Source organism: Spirosoma arcticum (assembly GCF_054779955.1).
Map to the genome: position 1 here is coordinate 100405 of NZ_BAAGXG010000002.1, position 20945 is coordinate 121349.

Annotated in this window: 16 protein-coding genes and 1 pseudogene; 11 read left to right on the plus strand and 6 right to left on the minus strand. The window is 53.0% G+C overall.

The features are described 5' to 3' along the window. Window positions 1-68: 68 nt before the first annotated feature. From cobA to ACYVHB_RS04940, 10 genes are all read left to right on the plus strand, one after another. Window positions 69-827: a uroporphyrinogen-III C-methyltransferase gene (cobA, locus tag ACYVHB_RS04895; RefSeq protein ID WP_461050176.1), complete on the plus strand. Its 759-nt coding sequence runs from the start codon at window positions 69-71 to the stop codon at window positions 825-827. A 296-nt stretch (window positions 828-1123) separates the two neighbouring features. After that, the gene (locus ACYVHB_RS04900; RefSeq protein ID WP_461050177.1) at window positions 1124-2656 is read left to right on the plus strand and encodes an alginate export family protein; all 1533 of its coding nucleotides are present in this window, start codon (window positions 1124-1126) and stop codon (window positions 2654-2656) included. A gap of 49 nt (window positions 2657-2705) precedes the next feature. Then, window positions 2706-4004, plus strand: coding sequence for a NarK family nitrate/nitrite MFS transporter (locus ACYVHB_RS04905; RefSeq protein WP_461050179.1), 1299 nt, complete (start codon window positions 2706-2708; stop codon window positions 4002-4004). A 75-nt stretch (window positions 4005-4079) separates the two neighbouring features. Beyond that, window positions 4080-7622 carry a molybdopterin-dependent oxidoreductase gene (locus tag ACYVHB_RS04910; protein WP_461050181.1) on the plus strand — a complete coding sequence of 1181 codons (3543 nt, stop codon included), beginning with the start codon at window positions 4080-4082 and terminating at the stop codon, window positions 7620-7622. Window positions 7623-7692: 70 nt separating this feature from the next. Then, window positions 7693-9201, plus strand: a complete 1509-nt coding sequence (locus tag ACYVHB_RS04915) for a rubredoxin (protein ID WP_461050183.1) — start codon at window positions 7693-7695, stop codon at window positions 9199-9201. Window positions 9202-9248: 47 nt separating this feature from the next. Continuing rightward, a complete protein-coding gene (locus ACYVHB_RS04920) occupies window positions 9249-9644 on the plus strand; it encodes a hypothetical protein (RefSeq protein ID WP_461050185.1) in 396 nt (131 codons plus the stop codon). A 90-nt stretch (window positions 9645-9734) separates the two neighbouring features. Continuing rightward, the gene (locus tag ACYVHB_RS04925) at window positions 9735-12611 is read left to right on the plus strand and encodes a M16 family metallopeptidase (RefSeq protein WP_461050186.1); all 2877 of its coding nucleotides are present in this window, start codon (window positions 9735-9737) and stop codon (window positions 12609-12611) included. 203 nt (window positions 12612-12814) lie between these two features. Further along, window positions 12815-13378: a cupin domain-containing protein gene (locus ACYVHB_RS04930; RefSeq protein ID WP_461050188.1), complete on the plus strand. Its 564-nt coding sequence runs from the start codon at window positions 12815-12817 to the stop codon at window positions 13376-13378. 47 nt (window positions 13379-13425) lie between these two features. Continuing rightward, complete coding sequence (locus ACYVHB_RS04935) at window positions 13426-13920, plus strand: SgcJ/EcaC family oxidoreductase (RefSeq protein ID WP_461050190.1); 495 nt, start codon at window positions 13426-13428, stop codon at window positions 13918-13920. A 107-nt stretch (window positions 13921-14027) separates the two neighbouring features. Beyond that, window positions 14028-16223: an alpha-galactosidase gene (locus ACYVHB_RS04940; protein WP_461050192.1), complete on the plus strand. Its 2196-nt coding sequence runs from the start codon at window positions 14028-14030 to the stop codon at window positions 16221-16223. Between the two features lie 12 nt (window positions 16224-16235). Here ACYVHB_RS04940 and nadB read toward each other — a convergent pair whose 3' ends face one another. The 5 genes from nadB to ACYVHB_RS04965 form a co-directional block, all read right to left on the minus strand. Beyond that, window positions 16236-17858 carry an L-aspartate oxidase gene (gene nadB / locus ACYVHB_RS04945; RefSeq protein WP_461050194.1) on the minus strand — a complete coding sequence of 541 codons (1623 nt, stop codon included), beginning with the start codon at window positions 17856-17858 and terminating at the stop codon, window positions 16236-16238. Between the two features lie 8 nt (window positions 17859-17866). Further along, window positions 17867-18238, minus strand: coding sequence for a DUF5615 family PIN-like protein (locus tag ACYVHB_RS04950; protein WP_461050195.1), 372 nt, complete (start codon window positions 18236-18238; stop codon window positions 17867-17869). Continuing rightward, window positions 18222-18452 (minus strand): DUF433 domain-containing protein, encoded by a 231-nt coding sequence (locus ACYVHB_RS04955; RefSeq protein WP_461050197.1) that lies wholly within the window; start codon window positions 18450-18452, stop codon window positions 18222-18224. Before ACYVHB_RS04955 ends, ACYVHB_RS04950 begins: the two co-directional genes overlap by 17 nt. A 12-nt stretch (window positions 18453-18464) precedes the next feature. After that, window positions 18465-19454, minus strand: a complete 990-nt coding sequence (gene nadA, locus ACYVHB_RS04960) for a quinolinate synthase NadA (protein ID WP_461050199.1) — start codon at window positions 19452-19454, stop codon at window positions 18465-18467. A gap of 122 nt (window positions 19455-19576) precedes the next feature. Continuing rightward, the gene (locus tag ACYVHB_RS04965; protein WP_461050201.1) at window positions 19577-19882 is read right to left on the minus strand and encodes a hypothetical protein; all 306 of its coding nucleotides are present in this window, start codon (window positions 19880-19882) and stop codon (window positions 19577-19579) included. 55 nt (window positions 19883-19937) lie between these two features. Between ACYVHB_RS04965 and ACYVHB_RS04970 the strand changes: the two are divergent. Continuing rightward, window positions 19938-20297, plus strand: a pseudogene (locus ACYVHB_RS04970) (class I SAM-dependent methyltransferase); the annotation flags it as partial. Between the two features lie 17 nt (window positions 20298-20314). On the opposite strand, the gene udk reads toward ACYVHB_RS04970, so the two are convergent. Further along, on the minus strand, window positions 20315-20932 hold the full coding sequence (gene udk, locus ACYVHB_RS04975) for a uridine kinase (protein WP_461050202.1): 618 nt from the start codon (window positions 20930-20932) through the stop codon (window positions 20315-20317). Window positions 20933-20945: the final 13 nt, after the last annotated feature.

The following is a 20945-nucleotide window of genomic DNA, read 5'->3' on the forward strand; positions in this document are numbered from 1 at the left end:
ATAGCAAAATGCGGTATGTAGCTATAAATAGTACAATACCACTATTTAATTATTAACCGAATAGTCCGATGAAGCCAAAGCTAACACTCGTGGGGGCGGGTCCCGGCGACGACGAATTGATTACCTTAAAAGGAATCAGGGCGCTTCAGCAGGCCGCCGTTGTTTTGTACGACGACCTTGCCAATCATACCTTATTGGAGTTTGCACCCGAGCGTGCGCTAAAAATGTATGTGGGTAAACGGGCAGGACAACCGTCGTTTCCGCAACAGGAGATCAACGCCCTGATCGTTCAACTGGCGCAGGGACACGGCCACGTAGTTCGGCTCAAAGGAGGTGACCCCTATGTGTTTGGGCGTGGGTTTGAGGAGTGTACGTACGTTCGGCAATACGGCATTCGGTGCGAGGTTGTTCCGGGCGTGTCGAGCAGCATCGCCGTACCGGCGTCGCAGGGAATTCCAGTTACGTGCCGGGGCGTCAGCGAGAGCTTCTGGGTGATTACCGGCACCACCCGCACGGGCGAACTCTCCGACGATCTGCGGCTGGCAGTTCAGTCGAAGGCGACCGTGGTGGTACTGATGGGTTTGAATAAAGTGAGCGAGATATGCGCGTTATATAGTCAGGCCGGGCGGAGCCACGTACCGATGGCCGTCGTGCAGAACGGGACGCGGGCCGATGAGCAGTGTGTAGTTGGTCAGGTCTGGAATATACCGCAGTTGGTGGCCGAGCAGGGCGTGGGGGCGCCCGCTGTGCTGATTATCGGCGAGGTCGTTGCCCTGCACCCGTCCTACGTGGCGGAGTGCCTGCGCAGTGTGTCAATGGCTTGCTGATCTCCCCGTCAGGGGTAGGGGGCACAAAAAAGCCGATCCGGTGTGGGGGCACCTTTGGATCGGCTAAACAGGGTTTGTTTATGCGAAAAACACAAACGATTCAAAGAAAATGAAAAAAAACAGATAAAGCAAATCTGCTGTCTCTCCTTCGGGTGGTAGTGGGTCGCTCGGACCCACGCTAACCACGCCTGACATTCGTCTCCTTCAGGTTGTTACTTCCCATTTACCCGCTGCCGGGTAAAACAGGCTTCCTGTGCCGAAGCCACTCATTTTCCACCCTATTGATCACTTAACTGATGAAAGTATATGCTAAATATCTCCTGCTCACAGGTGGTTTACTGATAGTAACGTATTGCTCAGTGCGGGCACAATTTTCATTGACCGGCCAGTTACGCACCCGCACTGAGCTGCGCAATGGACATGGTAACCTGGCTCCGAAAGGAGCGCCAGCCGCGTTCTTCACGTCGCAGCGCACCCGACTCACGTTCGGCTACAAGTGGGACCGCATCATGTTCCAAACGGCCATTCAGGACGTGCGCGTGTGGGGGCAGGATGCGGCTACTATCAATAATGCCGATGGGGCTAAGCTCATGGTTCACGAAGCCTGGGCCGACATTACGCTCGCCAACCGGGCCGACACGACTCTTAAATTCAAACCAATTCAGAATCTATCGCTCAAAATCGGGCGGCAGGAATTGGTTTACGATGATGTCCGGCTGCTGGGAAACCTCGACTGGCTTCAGCAGGGCCGCCGGTTCGATGCCGCTCTGCTCAAAGGGCAGCATATGGGCTGGGCACTCGATTTGGGTGTGGGCTTCAACCAAAACACCGACGCATTTGGCGTGGTAGGTGATAATTACACGCCCGGCAACGCACCCGCATCGGCCCTTTCGACCAGGAACGTGACGCTGGCGGTGCCGGGTGGTTTTCTGCCGACGGTCGGCAAAGGCGGTGCGCCAATCCTGGCCACTCCACTGGGTACGAATGGTCAGAATCAGCAGTTTAAATCGTTTCAGATGGCATATTTGGCCCACAAATTTGGCCAGACTAAATTCTCGGCGCTGTTCTTCAAGGACGATTTTCAGAAATACCGGAGTGACTCGCTCGGTAGCACTACGGCGGGTTACGTATATGGGAGACGTTACGATGTTGCCGGTACAAATTCCCGCAAAACGTATGGTGCCATGCTGGTGGGTCAGATTGGTAATGGTTCGGCTAAATTGGGTAAAGTACAGTGGCAGGCTTTCGCTTACGGGCAGGGCGGTAAAGACCGGGACGGGCTGGCCATCAAAAAGGCGTACCACTACGGCGGTAACGTTATGTTCCAGAAAGGGTTGCTGAGCGTTGGTCCTGGCTACGAGGTGCTATCGGGCAATGATGCAACGACCATCAAGGCGGGCGAAACCAACCGGTTCGATCCGCTCTATGGCACACCACACCGGCATTGGGGCTACATGGATTATTTCTACGTCGGAACGGGGTCACCTGCCGGGGGCCTGCGGGATGCGTTTCTGAAATTCAAATACGCCCGAACGCGCCTGACTACCACCTTCGATATTCATTATTTCGCCCTCGCTGCACCAACCTATAACCGGATGCCCGATGCACCGGCTGGGGCGCGGTTAAATGCCAAACTGGGAATGGAATATGACTTCATCGCCACATACGCGCTCAACAAATTTACCAGCGTTGAATTTGGCTATGCCATCATGAACGGCACGAACAGCTTAGAATACGCCAAACAGGGCACCATGAATCAGCGGGATAAAATTGGTACCTGGTCTTACCTCATGATTAACATCCGTCCTGATTTCTTCGCTGCTAAATAGCCCTAACTGACTATCCTGTCTCTTTACTCATTTTTAAACGCGTACAACCATGAACTTAACCGCCAATAAACCACTCGAACGTCTTAACGTACTCAGCTTTAAGGGTATTCAGATGCGGACGTTTCACATCACCTGGCTCACTTTTTTCGTTTGCTTTTTCGGCTGGTTCGGGCTGGCTCCGCTCATGCCCGCCATTCGTGCCGACCTTGGCCTGAGCAAATCAGAGGTTGGAAACACCATCATTGCGGCTGTTTCGGCCACCATTCTGGCCCGGCTGATTATCGGTCGGCTGTGCGACACGTGGGGACCGCGCAAAACCTACACGGCCCTGCTGGCGATTGGTTCGCTGCCGGTAATGCTCGTTGGGCTGGCCCACGACTACACCACGTTTCTGCTGTTTCGGCTGGCCATTGGCATTATCGGGGCGTCGTTCGTGATTACCCAGTTTCACACGTCGATTATGTTTGCGCCGAAAATCAAAGGTACTGCCAACGCTGTAGCTGGTGGCTGGGGCAATCTTGGCGGTGGCATTACGCAGTTGGCCATGCCGCTCATTATGGCGGCTATCGTGGGTTTCGGCTACACGAAACCCGAAGCCTGGCGGATGGCTATGGTGGTGCCGGGTGTGCTGATGCTTATTATGGCGTACGTCTATTTTCGCTTTACGAAAGACACCCCAACCGGCAACTACGACACCGAACGTTCGGTGGTGACGGGGGAGAAAGTAAGTTTTTGGAAAGCCTGCGCCGATATTCGGGTGTGGGCATTAGCACTCGCCTATGCCTGCTGCTTCGGAATGGAAATCACCTTCGATGGCGTGGCTGCGTTATATTTCTTCGATAACTTCAAAATGGAGCAGACCGAAGCAGGCTTCTGGGCGATGCTGTTTGGTTTCATGAACATTTTTGCCCGTGCACTCGGCGGTATCGTGGCCGACAAAGTGGGTAATAAGTACGGAATGCGGGGCAAAGGCATTCTGCTGGCGGGTATGCTGTTGATGGAAGGTTTTGGTATCATGCTGTTTGCGCAGGCGGGTAGTCTGCCAATGGCCATTATGTCGATGCTGGTCTTTGCGCTGTTCCTGAAAATGTCGAACGGTACTACGTATGCGATCACGCCGTTTGTCAATCCTAAAGCGGTGGGCGTCATTTCGGGCGTTGTGGGGGCGGGCGGTAACGTCGGCGGCATGTTGATGGGCTTCCTCTTTAAAGCAGAGTCGATCAGCTACAGTCAGGCCTTTTTCTACATCGGCGGTATCGTGGCGGTTGTTGCCGTGCTGCTGTTCCTGGTAAATTTCAACAGGGCCGTTGTCATAGAAGCCAGCGAAGCCGAATTGCAAACCGCGTAATTAATTATGAATGATAAATGATGAATATACAACGCAACTCATTCATCATTTATCATTCATAATTCCCTTCAACTTATGACTCATCAAACGACTTGCTGTTATTGTGGTGTTGGCTGTGGAATCGTGGTCAAACAGGAGCCGAATGGTCGATTGACCGTTGCCGGTGACACGCAGCATCCGTCGAGTCGGGGAATGCTTTGCTCAAAGGGGATGAATCTGCATTATACAGTCATGGATCAGTCGGACCGGCTGCTCTACCCGCAGATGCGGCTCAACCGGAACATGCCCATGCAGCGGGTTAGTTGGGATGCTGCGCTGGAGCGCACAGCCGCCGTTTTCAAGACGTTTATTCAAAAGTACGGTCCCGATTCGGTTGCGTTTTACGTGTCGGGGCAGTGCCTGACCGAAGAATATTATTTGGTCAATAAGCTGATCAAAGGGTTTATCGGCTCCAATAACATCGACACCAACTCCCGACTGTGCATGAGTTCGGCGGTGGTGGGCTACAAACTCTCGCTGGGGGAGGATTCAGTACCGGTTTGTTACGACGACATTGAGGAAGCCGACGTTTTTCTGGTGCAGGGTGCCAACCCGGCCTGGTGCCATCCTATTCTCTGGCGACGGATCGAAGCGCACAAAGCGGCTAACCCGCACGTTAAAATCATTTGTGTTGATCCCCGCCGGACCGATACCGCCCGCTCCTCAGACTTGCATTTGCCCATCCGGCCCGGCACCGACATTGTACTCAATAACGCCATTGGTCGACTGCTGATCGAGAACGGCGCCATCGACGTTGCCTTCATCACAAACCACGCTGACGGATTCACGGCTTACTGCGAGCAGGTGATGCAGCGCACGATTGCCGAAGCCGCCGACCTATGTGGCATCCCGCCGGAGGACATTCGGCAAACGGCCGATTGGATTGGCCGCGCGAAAGGGTTTCTGTCCCTCTGGACGATGGGCCTGAATCAGTCGGCGATTGGCGTCAATAAAAACCTGTCGCTGATTAACCTACACTTGATTACGGGGCAAATTGGTAAACCGGGTAGTGGCCCGTTTTCGCTCACGGGGCAACCCAACGCGATGGGTGGCCGCGAGGTGGGCGGATTAGCCAACGCGCTGCCCGCCCACCGCGACGTGACCAATGCGACTCACCGTGCCGAAGTTGAAGCGTTCTGGAACGGCCCGGTCAAGATTGCCCATAAACCCGGCCTGACCGCTACCGAAATGTTCGATGCGCTGGCCGATGACCGTTTGAAAGCCATCTGGATTATCAACACCAATCCGCTGGTGAGTATGCCGGATGTTAACGCGACCGAAAAAGCGTTGAAAAACGCCCGGTTTGTGGTTGTGCAGGATGTATCGAACCGGGCCGACACGGTGCAATTTGCCGATGTGGTGCTGCCCGCTGCTGCCTGGCTCGAAAAAGAGGGGACCATGACCAACGCCGAACGCCGGATTGCATACTTGCCCAACGTGCTCGAAGCCCCCGGCGAGGCCCTGCCCGACGTGGAAATTATCTGGCGATTTGCGCAGAAGATGGGTTTCGGTGACGCGTTCAACTACACCAATGCCTCACAGATTTACGATGAATACGCCCAAACTACGGCTGGAACGAACGTCGATATTACGGGCGTAAGCTATGAACTGCTGAAAAGAAATCGAACGATACAGTGGCCATTTGCAGCGAACAGGGAGCCGTTAACAGCCAGCAGTGACGGATCTGTAATGGGAACAAAGCGGCTATTTACGGATCATCGGTTTTACACGCCCAATGGCCGCGCTCAGATTCACGCGCTGCCGGACGAAAACACGTCTGAACCAACCGACGCTGACTTTCCGCTGGTACTGACCACCGGCCGCATCCGTGACCAATGGCACACCATGACCAAAACGGGTCGGGTTGCCAAACTCAATCAGCACAGCCCGCAGCCATTTCTGCAAATTCACCCCGACGATGCCCGCGCCCGCAGTATTCAGGATGGGCAATTAGTCGAAGTACGCGGTCGGCGGGGAGAGGTACGCGTGAAAGCACAACTCACCACCGATGTGAGGCCCGGTTTGTGCTTTCTGCCAATGCACTGGGGAAAAATTCTGACCAGCAGCCTAAACCGGGCCAACAACCTGACCAACGCCCTCGTTGACCCGCGCTCCAAGGAACCGGATTTCAAGTTTTCGGCGGTTGAGGTTCTACCCTACCGCAAACCGGTCGAGAAAATCATTATCATCGGCGCTGGTTCGGCAGGGTTAGGCTTTATTAACGCCTATCGCGTTTTAAATGCCGATGATGAGATTCATGTTTTTTCCAAAGAAATTTATCCATTCTACAATCGGGTGCTGCTGCCTGATTACATCAGCGGGGCGCAGTCGTGGGAGCAACTGGTAAAGCTGCGCGAAGAACAATTTGAAGAAGCCAATATTCTCGTTCACAAAGGGATAGGTATCGCGCATATCGACCGCAGGGCGAAGGTGGTGACGGATACCAACGGGGTTGAACACGGCTACGATAAAATTCTGCTTGGCACGGGGAGCCGGGCATTTATGCCCAAAGGCATACCTCAGTTGCCGGGTATATTCAACATGCGGTCACGGCTCGATGCCGATTCGCTCCTGCCGTTTCTTCAGCACGATGCCCCACACGCCGTACTTGTTGGTGGGGGTTTGTTGGGACTGGAACTGGCGGCATCCTTACGGCAAATTGGCGTTCGGGTAACGGTCATTCAGCGGGTGGGCCGGTTCATGGAACGCCAACTCGACCCGTTAGCCAGCGAACTATTGTACCTGGAACTACTGGACCGGGGTATTGAAGTGTATTTTAATGAGGAGGTGCAAACCTTCATAGGCACCAACCGGATTGAGGGCGTTCAGTTGAATTCAGGACAAAAAATCGCCTGCCAGGCCGTCGTTATTGCCATCGGTACCGTGCCCAACGTTGAACTTGCTCACGACGCCGGGCTTACCTGCAATCGGGGCGTGGTGGTAAATGACTACCTGCAAACCTCCGACCCTGCCATTTTTGCGGCTGGCGAAGTGGCCCAGTGGAACGGTCAGATGTGGGGCATTACGCTGGCCGCTGAGCAACAGGCCGAAGTGGCCGCCCATTTCATGGCTGGTGACATCTCCGGGCCGTACCGGGGTAGTTTAGCCATCAGTCTCCTTAAAATGGAAGGCCTGCACCTGTGCAGCATGGGCCTGACTGAAGTTCCCGCCAACGACGGCAGTGACTACGAGGAGATCATCTTTGTCGATAAGTCGAAACGGTATTACAAAAAGTGTATCGTGCAGGGCGACAAACTCGTGGGGGCTATCTTAATTGGCGATAAGAACGAATTTGCGGAGTTCCGCGACCTGATTGCCAATGGCACTGAGCTATCCGAAAAGCGGCTTCAGCTCCTGCGGGCCAGCAAAACGGTTGATCCCTTAGAAGGTAAGTTGGTCTGCTCGTGTAACACCGTTGGTCAGGGGAACTTAGAGCGGGCCATTCAGGCCGGATGCACTGATTTTAAACAACTTTGCGAGAAAACCGGGGCCGGAACGGGTTGTGGTTCGTGCCGCCCCGAAGTACGGAGTATTCTTGAAAGCGTGAAAGAGCGAATGAGCGAAAGAGTCGCCCAGTAAACTGCTTTTTCACTCCAATCCGCTGGTGCGATTCACTCTTTCACTCATTCGCCCTTTCACTCTTTAAGTCATGCGCGACTATTATACCCTGAAAGTCAATCTGCCCGGCGGTATTGTAGCGCCCGGCGCGTTGCAGATGGTGCTGGAACTGGCCCATAAAGCGCGTGTTCGGTACGTTCGGTTTGGATCGCGGCAGCAGTTACTGATGACAGTGCATTATGAGGAGATGCGGTTTTTGGAGAAGGACCTTAAACAGCAGTCAATTGCCTACGAGGTTAACACGGAGCAGTACCCGAACATTATCAGTTCGTATGGCGGTGAAGACGTGTTTCGGACGGGGGCGTGGCTGCGCGAAAGCGAGTACCACACCGTTCTCGACCAGTTCGATTATGAACCCCGGTTGAAGGTTAATCTGTCCGATTCAAACCAGAGTTTCACGCCGTTTTTCACCGGAAACCTCAACTTCATTGCCTCGCCCGAGCCGCACTTCTGGTATTTGTACGTTCGCCCAAAACAAACGAATACGCTGTTCCGGTGGCCCGTGTTAATTTATACCAACGATGTTGGCCGACTTGCCAAAGCTGTTGAAGAGGCTATGCTGGAACACCGTGGCGACGGCCCCCGTGGATACGGCCGAGACCCTCACGACGACGAATCGCTGTACAGAGCCGTTACGTCGGGCCAGACGTTCATTACGCAACCCGCTGCACAGGAAGTCGACCTGCCCGAATTTTCGTTGCCCTACTACGAAGGGTTTAACCGGTATGGACAGCGGTCGTGGCTGGGTCTTTATCGCCGGGACGAACAATTTTCAATAGCATTTCTGCTGGATGTTTGCGCCCTGTGTCTGAAAACCCGCATTGGTGAGTTGTGCGTTACCGCCTGGAAGTCGCTCATCATCAAAGGTATTGAGGAAAAAGACCGGGCGGCCTGGTCGTATGTGCTGGGCAAGCATAACATCAACGTTCGCCACGCGGCTAACGAATTAGCCTGGCAAACTGAAGACAACAACGACGACGGAACGCACCTTAAAAACTACGTCCTGCGGTATTTCGAGAAAAACGATACCCGCACGTTCGGCTTGTGTTTCGGCATTCAGACGCGCCCTGAATCGGAGCGGTCCGGCGATCCGGTGTTTTGCTCGGTACTGGTCCGGCAACGCCCGTTGCTCAGGATTGGTCAGTTAGCGTTGTTTAGCGTCTACGATATTTTCTTCACCGAAAATTTCAATCCAAACAGCCGCTCGTATCACCTGTTCGAAAAAGGGTTATTTAAATTGCACTTGCCCAATCAATTGAATCGGCTGTGCCGCAAATTTAACGCCCGGCGGCTGCTGGAACGTGTCGAAACCGTTCGGGTGGAGACCGAAAAACCGGAGTCGACTCCGAGCGAACTGGGTACGGTGCACCAGTGCCCGCATTGCTTTACGGTTTATGACGAGCAATACGGCGATGCCCGGCACGGTGTTGCGGCAGGAACCGCGTTTGCCGATCTGCCGATAGACTACACGTGCTCCACCTGCGATGCCCCGAAGCATGAACTACGGGTCGCTCAACTGGACGAGACGGGTGTTCAATAGACGGCTCACTGCTTGCGCGATATGGGGGAAAATTGGTATATTGGGGTGTGACCCAATATACCAGCGACCTCAAACAGCAAATCGAACGTATCCTGAACTGGGGGCCGTCGAAACACTGGCGGCTGCGGGATTTTGCTGATTTAAGTCAGCACGTACTGGTGCACACCGGTGAGCGCATAGACGCCTGTGACCTGCAAACGTTCTGGCATTTGTCGGTTGCCCCATCGCCGTATGTACTGGATTGTCTCGCCCGCTTTGCTGACTACGACGGCTGGACTGATTTCTGCACCCGAAATTTTTATGGCGTTGTCGAAGCCGATGACGAAACAAAAACGCTCCAAGCGCCCATGTGGGAGATCCCGATGCGGTGGGTTACTGTGATTTGCTGGCTGTCGGTGCTGGCGTCGGTAATCGTGGGCGTGTTGCTGGTCTGGAAGCGGTGAATGTACTGGCGGGTTCGCGTCAAACGTTTCGGCCCAACACGGCGTTATTATCGGGATAGTACGTTGCGAAACTGTAATCCAAACGACCGAATGTCACGTTTCCCCCTCGCGCTGAGTTTGCTGCTCAGTACTTCGCTGGCGCTGGCGCAACCCGCTGCCACTCCTAAACAAACAAAAAATGGCCCGTCTAAGCCAACGCCCCGATCTGTGTCTTCACAGACTGCTCCGGTTAATCTCAGCCAACCTATTCCGCTCGACCCCGACGTGAAAGTGGGTAAGTTGGCTAACGGCCTGACGTACTACATTCGCAAGAATACGGAGCCGAAGAATCGCGCCGAACTGCGCTTAGTAATCCGGGCGGGGTCGGTGTTGGAAACCGACAAACAGCAGGGACTGGCCCACTTCATGGAGCACATGGAATTTAATGGCACGAAGAATTTCCCCAAAAACGAACTTGTCAACTTCCTGCAATCGGCGGGGGTTCGCTTCGGGGCTGACCTGAACGCCTATACGGGTTTCGATGAGACAGTGTATCAACTCCCCGTCCCGACGGATTCGGCTCGGCTATTTGAGCGGTCGTTTCAAATTCTGGAAGACTGGGCGCACAACGCGACCATCGACCCGGCCGAGATTGAGAAGGAGCGGGGCGTTGTGCTGGAAGAACGGCGGCTGGGACGCGGAGCCGGTCAGAGGATGCGGGATGCCTACTTTCCGGTGCTGCTGAACAATTCGACCTACGCCAGCCGCCTGCCCATCGGCACGGAGGACGTACTGAAAACCTTTACGCCCGAAACGTTGCGGCAGTTTTACAAAGACTGGTATCGGCCCGACCTGATGGCGGTAATTGCCGTTGGCGATTTTAACGTAAACGCGGTAGAAAGCACGATCCGCGAAAAATTCGGACGCATTCCAGCCGTAAAAAACGCAAAGCCCCGTGCGGAGTTCGATATTCCAGCCCATAAAGACACTAAAGTCATTATCGTGACCGATCCTGAGCAGCCCAACACGGTAGTGCAGGTGATTTACAAGCGTCCCGAAATAAAGGAGCGAACGCTGAACGACCTGCGTGAGAGCATCAAGCGCGGTCTGTTCAACACAATGCTTGGCAACCGGATTCAGGAACTGACGCAGCAGGCTAATCCGCCGTTTTTAGGAGGTTACAGCAACTACAGCGATTTTCTGGGTAATCTGGATGCCTTCACGTCCATTGCCGTAGCCAAAGAAGGCAATGTGGAGCGGGCCATTCGGGCCGTGCTGGACGAGAATGCCCGCGTAAAGCAATTCGGCTTCACACCCACCGAACTGGCCCGCGCCAAGCAGGAGTTTTACACGAATGTGGAGCAGAGCTACAGTGAGCGCGACAAAACCCGGTCGGCCAACTTCGTGAACGAGTATGTGCAGAACTTCACCGACAAAGACCCGTACACGAGCATCGACTTTTACTTCGACTTTCTGAAAAAACAGCAGGCGGGCATCACGCTGGAAGAGGTAAACGCGCTCGTAGATCAGTTCATTCGCAACGAAAACCGGGCGGTAATTGTGATGGCTCCCGAAAAAGACAAAGCCAAACTGCCGACTGTCGAGCAGATTATTGGCTACGTAGACAATACGGGAAAAGGCCTGACCGCTTACGAAGATAAAACCCTCGATGCGCCTTTAGTGTCAACCCCGCCAACGCCGTCGCCGGTGGCTAATGAGCGGGAGATCAAAGAAATAGGCGTAACGGAATGGACGCTTCGTAATGGCGTTCGAGTGGTGCTGAAGCCAACCAATTTCAAGAACGACCAGATTCTGTTCGCGGGCAGTAGCTTCGGCGGCACGTCGCTCTATAACTTGAAAGACTTTCAGTCGGCACGGTTTTCGTCATCGCTGGTCGCATTGGGGGGCACTGGCGCTTACAGCCAGGTTCAGCTCGGCAAATTTTTGTCGGGTAAGCAGGTGAACGTGAATCCGTACGTAAGCGAGTTAAGCGAAGGCATCAACGGCAGCGCGGCTCCCAAGGATCTCGAAACGGCCCTGCAACTGCTTTACAGCTATTTCACGCAGCCCCGCAAAGACGCCGACGTGGTGGCCGGTGCGCTCTCGAATCAGCGGAGCGCGTTGCAGAACCAGATTGACACGCCGACGCCCCAGCGCGTGTTTCAGGACACGGTCGCCGTAACGCTCGGCAATAACAACCCACGTCGGCAGCCTCTCAAACCCGCTGATCTGGACAAGATCGACTTAGACCGGGCGGTGGCCATTTACCAGGAACGGTTTGCCAACGCGGGCGATTTTACGTTTTATTTCGTTGGCAATTTCACGGAGGCAACGCTGAAGCCGCTGGCCGAAAAGTATCTTGGTGGGTTGCCCGCGACGGATAAGAAAGAGAAGTTCGTTGACCTCGGTATCCGTGCCCCAACGGGCCAGGTGAGCAAGACGGTGTACCGGGGGCTTGATCCGAAGGCATCAGTGCAATTAGTGTACAGTGGCGATCTGAAGTGGTCGCCCGAAACGACGACCCAAATCGACGCGCTGTCCGAAGTGCTCGAAATTAAGCTCATTGAGAAACTGCGTGAGGAAGAAAGCAGTGTTTATGGCGTGTCGGCCAGCGGGGCATACAGCAAATTTCCCGTGCCGCGCTACACCTTCCGCATCGGCTTTGGCTGTGCGCCCGAGAACGTCGAAAAACTCATTGCCAAAACGCAGGAGTTAATCGGTGATCTCAAACAAAAGGGAGCCTTGCCGGGCGACATCGCCAAGTTCAAAGCCGAAACCGGACGCGAAACCGAACTGCAACTCAAAGATAATCAGTTCTGGCTCGGCTACCTGCAAAGTCAGTACTACAACGGCGACGACCCAACCGAGGTCCTGCGCGAAGCCGACTTGCTAAAGAAAGTAACCCCGGAGAGTACGAAGGAAGCGGCTAATACGTATTTCGGCAGCAACTACATCCGGTTAGTGCTGCTACCGGAGAAGAAGCAATGACGTAGCTGAGGCATTGAATACGTTAGTAATGGAGTTTATGTAGAAAGAGGCCCGTGTAACCATTGTTGCGCGGGCCTTTGCACACTATACGTTCAAGGCGTAGCTGCCCACTGTGAAAATTTATACCGATAACTAAAGCAATGAAAGACCGCTCTAAGCAGTCTTGTAGATTTAACCATTGACTTTAAAATCTTTAAACAACCATGCAACGACGCTCATTTTTACAGCTACCCATTGTTGCCCCCCTGTTCGCTTTTGCCCTGCCACCACTGACTGACGGCCGTTCACCAGATCAGAAAATTCCTAAAAAAGGAATTCTGGTTCGGGCTGGCCAGGATCGTACTAATCAGCCTTTCCAACTTCCGGATGCTACCTTTCAGGTGAAGGTGTCGGGCAAAGATACGGAGGGGCGTTGCGTCATTTTTGATACAACCCGGTCCCTCAAAGCTGGCCCGCCCCTGCACCTTCACACGGACACCGACGAATGGTTCTTTGTGAGAGAGGGTGAATTCAAATTTCAGGCGGGCGACGAAACCATGCGGCTGAAAGCGGGCGACTCACTGCTGGTGCCTCAGGGCACTCCCCACGCCTTCGTGAAAACCAGCGAGGGTACCGCCCACCTGACGATTATGCACCAGCCCGCCAGAACAATAGAGGAGTACTTACGTGCATTTGGCCAATTAACCGATCAGAGTATAGAAAGCCTGCGAACCCTGGCTGAAAAACACGGAACGCGGGTCGTAGGCCCGCCCCTTAAACCTGATTGATAATAGCCTTCCTAAATTGCTTTTAATTAACGTATTGTCAGTAGTTTATGAAAAAATTAGTAGCCATCTCCCTTCTGTCAGTAGTCTGGCTGGCAAATGTCAATGCCCAAACGCCAACCGATGAAGCCGCTGTTCGGGGCGTAATCACCGCGTTTAACAAGGCTTTCAACGCGCATGATGCAAAGGCGTTTGGGGCTGTGTTCGCCGAGGATGCCGACTTCACCAATTGGCGCGGTACATCGGCACATGGTCGGGCGAAAATTGAAGAATTTCATGTGCCGGTGCTAACGGTCATGTACAAAAATGGCGTTCAGGAAATAGTGGACAGCACCGTTCGTTTCATCAAACCTGATGTGGCTGTCGTGGATGTGCGGTCGGAAGTTACGGGCGGTGTAACCCCCGATGGTAAAGCGTCTCCGTTGCTGAAATTTTTGCTGAACTGGACGGTGACGAAAGAGACTAATGGTCAGTGGCTTATCAAAGTAATGCACAACGCCCGACTGCCCGAACTGGAAGCGACTCCTCCCAATCAAAAACCCTGATTGCCCATTAGAAACGTGTTTAAGCTGATTACGCCGGTATTTTATGCTGGTGTAATCAGCTTACTTGTTTCTTGATACATTTGCCGCTCAATCTGACGGTGCGTTTCATGAATAATTATATCCTATTGTTGCTGACTGTTGCCAGCGTATCATTGGCTGTTGCTCAGCCAAAAACGAATGACAGGCACATTGCCATTGAAACTAAGAAAACGGCATTGGTCATCCGGGTAGACAGCGATCAGAATCCAACCATCGTCCACTTTGGGCAACGGCTCGGTCGCCCGGATGAGTATGCCCGGATTCCGGGCAATGGCAAACGGGGCGAAGATTACACCGGCATTTACAATTCCGTCTATACGCCCGCCGGAAGCCGCAACCTGCTGGAACCCGCCATTCAGGTCACCCACGCCGATGGGAACCCGTCGCTCGACCTCCGGTATGTGCGGCATGAGGCTAAACCGGCAGGGGAGGGGGCAGTGCTGACAACGGTTTACCTGAAAGACCCGCAGTACCCATTTGAGGTGACGCTGTATTACAAAGCCTATCAAAACGAAGATGTTATTGAGCAGTGGTCGACCATTCGGCATACCGAAAAAAAGAACGTTACGCTGCACAAGTACGCATCGGCTAACTTGTACATACCAGCCCAGAATTACTACCTGACGCACTTCCACGGTGACTGGGCCAACGAAATGAACCCCAGCGCAGTACCGCTTACGGAGGGAATCAAGATACTGGATACGAAGCTGGGGACCCGCGCCGATCTGTTTCAGCCCCCGTCGTTTCTGGTGGCGCTGAATCAACCCGCGCAGGAGACTCAGGGCGAGGTGATGGCGGGTACGCTGGCCTGGTCGGGTAATTATCAGATTGCTTTCGAGGTAGATCCGCTTCATAACCTGCGCATGACGGCGGGTATCAATCCGTATGCCTCAGCCTATACACTGGCACCGGGGAAAGAATTTACAACGCCCGCCTTTCTGTTCACGTACTCGAATACCGGCACCGGAACGGCCAGCCGCAGTCTGCACCGCTGGGCGCGTAAGTACCGTATTCCGCAGGGCGAGGGGAACCGTCTGACGCTGTTGAACAACTGGGAAGCAACGTATTTTGACTTTGACGAAGAAAAACTCAGTGCACTTTTCAAAGACGGCAAAAAATTAGGCGTTGATTTATTCCTGCTCGACGACGGCTGGTTCGGCAACAAATACCCGCGCAACAGCGACCGCGCCGGACTGGGCGACTGGCAGGAGAACGTCAAAAAGTTACCTCACGGACTGGGGCATTTGGTGAAGGACGCCGAGAGTGCCGGTATAAAATTTGGTATCTGGCTGGAGCCGGAGATGGTTAACCCCAAGAGTGAACTGTACGAAAAGCATCCCGATTGGGTGTTGAAATTACCGAACCGTCAGGAGTACTACTATCGCAATCAATTGGTTCTCGATTTGACCAACCCGAAGGTGCAGGAATTTGTGTACGGTGTCGTGGATGACGTCATGACGAAAAATCCAACGCTGGGCTACATCAAATGGGACTGCAACGCGGTGATCTACAACGCTTTTTCGGCTACTAACCCGAACCCATCACACTTGTATGTCGAGTACGTGCAGGGATTATACAAAGTGGTGGAGCGGCTGCGTACCAAGTACCCAACCCTGCCCATGATGCTCTGTTCGGGCGGTGGGGGCCGCGTTGATTATGGGGCGTTGCGGTATTTTACGGAGTTCTGGCCCAGCGATAATACGGATGGATTGGAGCGGATTTTCATTCAATGGAATTATTCGTACTTCTTCCCGTCAATTGCCACCTGCGACCACGTGACGGACTGGGGCAAACAACCCATCAAGTTCCGCACGGACGTAGCCATGATGGGTAAGTTAGGATACGATATCGTGGTCAGTAAATTGGATGAGAAAGAGTTGCAATTCAGCCAGGAAGCTCTGAAAACTTACGAGCGAATCAAAAACGTCGTCTGGCAGGGAAATCAGTACCGACTATCTTCGCCCTACACAGGCGACGTAGCGTCGTTAATGTACGTAAGTGAAGCAGGGGACCGGGCCGTCTGGTTCACGTATCTGACCAGCAATCGGCACAAGGCGGGCAGCGCAGCATCCATCCGGTTGCAGGGGCTTGACCCGGCCAAAAACTACGCCGTTCGGGAGTTGAATGTTTACCCCGGTGCGCGATCAGCCGTCAACAATGATACGGCCGTGTACTCAGGTAATTACCTGATGGCTATTGGATTTAACCCAGGCGTTGATGCCCGCCGGACCAGCGTCGTGCTTGAGTTGTCAGAAGTAAAATAAATCAGTTTCCGTTTAATGGGGTGTTGCTGTTAGGGGTGTTGAATCCGATTGCTTTATGTTATCCAGACTAAAATGCAATCCCGTGTTCTCCCGACGGGCCATTGCCATTTTGATGACTAAATACGCCACCTCAATCATGTTACGAAGTTCGCAGACAGGAACCGACACTTTCGACTGCCGGTAGAGTTCTTCGTGTTCCAGATAGATCAGTTCGAGCCGGTCCATTGCCCGCTTGAGTCGGCGGTTCGAGCGCACAATGCCGACGTAGTTGGACATGATTGACTCCAGCTCCTTTTTCATCTCGGTTACTAAAACCAACTCTTCAGGGTGGGTTGTCCCGGTATCGTTCCAGGGGGGGATATTTCCGGGCAATACAGCCTGGCTGAGCAGTTCAACGGTTTTTTGGTAAGCCCGGTGACCGAATACGACCGCTTCGAGCAACGAATTGCTGGCTAACCGATTAGCGCCGTGCAGGCCCGTGCAGGCGCATTCGCCAACGGCATACAAAAACTGAATGTTGGTCTGCCCCCATTCATTGACCCGTATGCCCCCGCACAGGTAGTGCTGCGCTGGAACAACCGGAATGTAGTCTTTTCGCAAATCCAGTCCCAGGTTGTCGCGGCAGTAGGCGGTGATGTTGGGAAAATGCTCAATAAATTTCTCATAATCGCAGTGGGTCACGTCTAAATAAACGTGCGGGTCACCGGCTTTTTTCATTTCGGAGTCGATGGCGCGGGCTACAATATCGCGCGGAGCCAGTGACAGGCGCGGGTCGTAGTGCTCCATGAACGTTTCGCCTTTCCGCGTCCGCAGGATACCCCCAAAACCGCGCACCGCTTCCGAAATCAGGAAGTTGGGTTTCTTGCCTGGCTCATAGAGAGCCGTTGGGTGAAACTGGATAAACTCCATGTCCTTGCCAATGCCCTTTGCACGGTAGGCCATCGCAATACCGTCGCCGGTCGCGATGCTGGGATTCGTTGTGTTCTGGTAGATGTTGCCAATGCCACCTGTGGCCAGCAAGGTCGTTTTCGCTAAGAACCGTTCGACTTTCCCCGTCTGCGTGTTCAGCACGTAGGCTCCGAAGCATTTGTTATCGGTATCGTAGCGATGAACGGTTTCACCGAGTTGGTGGCGCGTGATGAGTTCAACGGCGTAATAGTGCGTGAATATCTCGATGGACTTGAGCGACTGGGCTTTTTCGAGCAAAGCCCGTTCGATTTCGGCTCCCGTAATGTCTTTGAAGTGCAGAATCCGGTAGTCGGAGTGTCCCCCTTCTTTGGCAAGGTCGTAATCGGGGCTGTCGTGTTCTTTATCGAATCGGGTGCCGTAGTCGATGAGTTCCTGAATCCGGCCGGGACCTTCATTGACCACGATTTCGACAATGTGGCGGTCGCTCAGGAAATCACCCGCGATCATGGTATCGTCGATGTGTTTGGCGAACGAATCGTCTTCCGACCACACGGCTGCAATGCCACCCTGCGCGTATTTGGTGTTTGTTTCGTCGGCTCGCACTTTCGTAATCACGCCCACCCGGACCGGCTGGTTCAGGCGCTCGAAGTGCATAGCTAATTTGGTGGCGTAACTCAGGCCCGCAATACCGGAGCCGATAACGAGAAAGTCAAATTGGTGGGGCATTGGTGTCTTTATTTGGTGGGTCTGATCCGCAACTGCTCGTTGCTTAGTACCGAGAAACTATTGATCAATTCGATTCCCTGCTTTTCAATGACTTCACAAACCCGTTTTGATTTTTCCTGGCTACTTATTTTTAGTAGTCTAATCAATAGTATGCCACAATGAGGCATACGTAGTCGGTGGACGAGTTCACCAAAATCTTTGTCTTCAGTAAGCAAAACGGCATTTCGGTCCACTGCAATTTGCAATACTTGTGGATCGGCTATGCTGAAAAAAGATTCAGCTATAGCAAGAACGGAAAAACCGTTCTCTCGTAACTGCTTAACGACAGTGAAGTCAAAATTTTCATCAGCTACGAAGGAGGGATTATCCGACTTGGGCATAAACCACTTCGTTTTTCACCGTTTCGGAAGCAAATAACAAACAGGCATGGAGTGCTGCTTCCGTGGTTCTTGGATATGATTCTAATAATTGTGGTATCGTTTCGCCGTTGCCCATTTTCTCTAAGATCAGGTCAACCGGAATTCGTGTGCCCTTAATGACGGGTTTCCCGAACATGATGGTTGGGTCTGAAGCAATATAATCTCGCCAGTTCATATGTCTTCTATTCTATTTTGACAATTCCAACATCCGTAATACTGAAGCTTCAGCTTTCACCCGCACAGCTTCCGGCACGATGATCTCCGGCTGCTCATACAACATACAATTGTACAACTTTTCGAGCGTATTCATCTTCATGTACGGACACTCCGAACAGGCACACGTGTTGTTGGCCGTAGCCGGGGCCGGAATGATTTTCTTATGCGGTGCGGCCTGCTTCATCTTGTGCAAAATACCCGCTTCCGTGCCCACAATAAACGTTTGCTCCGGGCTGTCGACTACGTACTTGAGCAGCGCCGTTGTTGATCCCACGAAGTCAGCGTGAATCAGAATATGCTCCTGACACTCCGGGTGAGCAATGAATTTTGCTGCTGGATACTGCTGGCGCAGGGCCGTTAGTTTTTCGAGCGAAATGTCGATGTGAACAATGCAGGCCCCGTCCCAAAGCACCATGTCGCGGCCGGTTTTCTTCGACACAAACCGACCGAGGTTAGCATCCGGCGCGAAAATAATCTTCTGATCTTTCGGCAAACTTTCCACGATTTTCAGCGCGTTGGACGACGTTACGATGATGTCGGACAGGGCTTTGATTTCGGCCGAGCAGTTGATGTACGATAGCACAATGTGGTCGGGATACCGCGACTTGAATTCGGCAAACTTGTCGGCCGGGGCCGAGTCAGCAAGGGAGCAGCCGGCGTTCAGGTCGGGAATGACGACTTTCTTATGTGGGGAAAGTACTTTGGCCGTTTCACCCATGAAGTGAACACCACAAAACACAATCATGTCGGCCTCGGTACTGGCAGCCTGCTGACTCAAACCCAGGCTGTCGCCGATGTAGTCGGCTAAGTCCTGAATGGCACCATCGACGTAGTAATGTGCGAGGATGACCGCGTTTTTTTCTTTTTTCAGCCGCTTAATTTCGGCTACCAAATCTATATCGTCAGCAACGGGCTGGTTGACGTAACCCACGCGCTGCACTTCGTCCAATAATGCGTTCATAGTTAATTTAGCTGGCGGTTTGTTGGATAACAACGGCGAATACCGAAATGTCACAAGTCTCACTCCTGTCGGGCGAATATCTCGATTCAATTCGGGCTTTCAAACAATAGGCGGTAACTGACTCATTGTGCCGCCATAACCGACCTGCTCTTCATAACCCTACCTTTACGGTTTATGAACCTATCCGAATCATGACTGATGAAGAACTTAAGCAAATAGCCGCGCAGTTGCGTTCTCCACATGGAGAGAGTGGCATTGGCGTGGCTGAGCGCATGAATGTGAATAATGGGCTGATGAATCGCTGGGCTATTGAACAACTCGCCGTGCAGCTGGATGACCGGATTCTGGAAGTTGGTCCCGGTAATGGTCGTTTCGTGCCCGAAATCGTTGGTAAACATCTGTCTGTCAGCTACACTGGCTACGATCATTCAGAACTGATGGTGAGCGAGGCTAAACAATACAACCCGGCGTTGGTGGAGTCAGGTCCGGTTCGTGTTGCGCAACGGCCCAACGATGCCGTTTGCGGATGGGACGTTTACGAAAGCGTTTGCCGTCAACGTCATTTATTTCTGGGAAGATCCAGCCGCCGAACTTGCCCAGTTACATCGGGTACTGGCTCCGTCGGGAATGTTACTGCTCGTTATTCGGCCCAAATCAATCATGGAAAACCTCCCGTTCGTGCAACACGGTTTTCATCTCTTCGAACCAGCCGACGTGGCTCGTATGCTCGAAGCAAACCGCTTTCGTGTAATGAACACGGCTGTACTGGATGAACCCCTACAGCAAATCAACGGTGCAAGGCTGCCTCTATCAAGCGCACTAATACTGGGCGAACGGGTGTAAAACGGCTCTTCGGGTTGTTAAACCTTCGTTTTTAAGAACGAAATCACAACGTCCAGCCCTTTCTGATAATGCACATTGTTAGGAATGACAATGTCAGCTTCGGCCCGATACGGTTTGATAAACTGCTTGTAGGTCGGTTTAACGTGATATTTCCAGCGATACATTACGTCGTCGAGGTCGTAGCCGCGTTCTTCGGCATCACGCTTCACGCGTCGTTCAAGTTTGATACTGTTTTTGGCGTCGATGAAGATTTTTAGGTCCATCTGATCGGCCAGTTCGCGGAAGTGGAACACGAAAATACCCTCGACTACAATGATTGGCGCGGGCCGGAACGTGAGTAACTGGGGCACGGCGTCCGGGTTGTTGAAAACGTATTCTTTCTGGTAAACGACCTGACCAACGCGGAGTTGACCGATGTGCTGGGCGTACAAATGGTGGTCGATTGTTTCGGGCAGATCGAAGTTATGGATGCCCTGATTATCCACGGCAATCTCGTCGAGGCTGCGGTAATAATTATCCTGCGAGATCAAACAAATATGGTCGTCGGGAAAAGCATTCAGAACACCTTTTAAAAATGATGTTTTGCCCGAAGCACTGCCGCCGGTAATGCCAACGATGAACGGTTTAGTGGTCATAATGGTCGCGAGA

What these genes read in the sequence shown, in the direction of transcription:
- cobA (WP_461050176.1), top strand. Translation starts at nt 69, where the DNA reads ATGAAGCCAAAGCTAACACTCGTGGGGGCGGGTCCCGGCGACGACGAA.
- ACYVHB_RS04900 (WP_461050177.1), top strand. Translation starts at nt 1,124, where the DNA reads ATGAAAGTATATGCTAAATATCTCCTGCTCACAGGTGGTTTACTGATA.
- ACYVHB_RS04905 (WP_461050179.1), top strand. Translation starts at nt 2,706, where the DNA reads ATGAACTTAACCGCCAATAAACCACTCGAACGTCTTAACGTACTCAGC.
- ACYVHB_RS04910 (WP_461050181.1), top strand. Translation starts at nt 4,080, where the DNA reads ATGACTCATCAAACGACTTGCTGTTATTGTGGTGTTGGCTGTGGAATC.
- ACYVHB_RS04915 (WP_461050183.1), top strand. Translation starts at nt 7,693, where the DNA reads ATGCGCGACTATTATACCCTGAAAGTCAATCTGCCCGGCGGTATTGTA.
- ACYVHB_RS04925 (WP_461050186.1), top strand. Translation starts at nt 9,735, where the DNA reads ATGTCACGTTTCCCCCTCGCGCTGAGTTTGCTGCTCAGTACTTCGCTG.
- ACYVHB_RS04930 (WP_461050188.1), top strand. Translation starts at nt 12,815, where the DNA reads ATGCAACGACGCTCATTTTTACAGCTACCCATTGTTGCCCCCCTGTTC.
- ACYVHB_RS04935 (WP_461050190.1), top strand. Translation starts at nt 13,426, where the DNA reads ATGAAAAAATTAGTAGCCATCTCCCTTCTGTCAGTAGTCTGGCTGGCA.
- ACYVHB_RS04940 (WP_461050192.1), top strand. Translation starts at nt 14,028, where the DNA reads ATGAATAATTATATCCTATTGTTGCTGACTGTTGCCAGCGTATCATTG.
- nadB (WP_461050194.1), bottom strand. Translation starts at nt 17,858, where the DNA reads ATGCCCCACCAATTTGACTTTCTCGTTATCGGCTCCGGTATTGCGGGC.
- ACYVHB_RS04950 (WP_461050195.1), bottom strand. Translation starts at nt 18,238, where the DNA reads ATGCCCAAGTCGGATAATCCCTCCTTCGTAGCTGATGAAAATTTTGAC.
- ACYVHB_RS04955 (WP_461050197.1), bottom strand. Translation starts at nt 18,452, where the DNA reads ATGAACTGGCGAGATTATATTGCTTCAGACCCAACCATCATGTTCGGG.
- nadA (WP_461050199.1), bottom strand. Translation starts at nt 19,454, where the DNA reads ATGAACGCATTATTGGACGAAGTGCAGCGCGTGGGTTACGTCAACCAG.
- ACYVHB_RS04965 (WP_461050201.1), bottom strand. Translation starts at nt 19,882, where the DNA reads ATGATCGTAGCCAGTGTAGCTGACAGACAGATGTTTACCAACGATTTC.
- udk (WP_461050202.1), bottom strand. Translation starts at nt 20,932, where the DNA reads ATGACCACTAAACCGTTCATCGTTGGCATTACCGGCGGCAGTGCTTCG.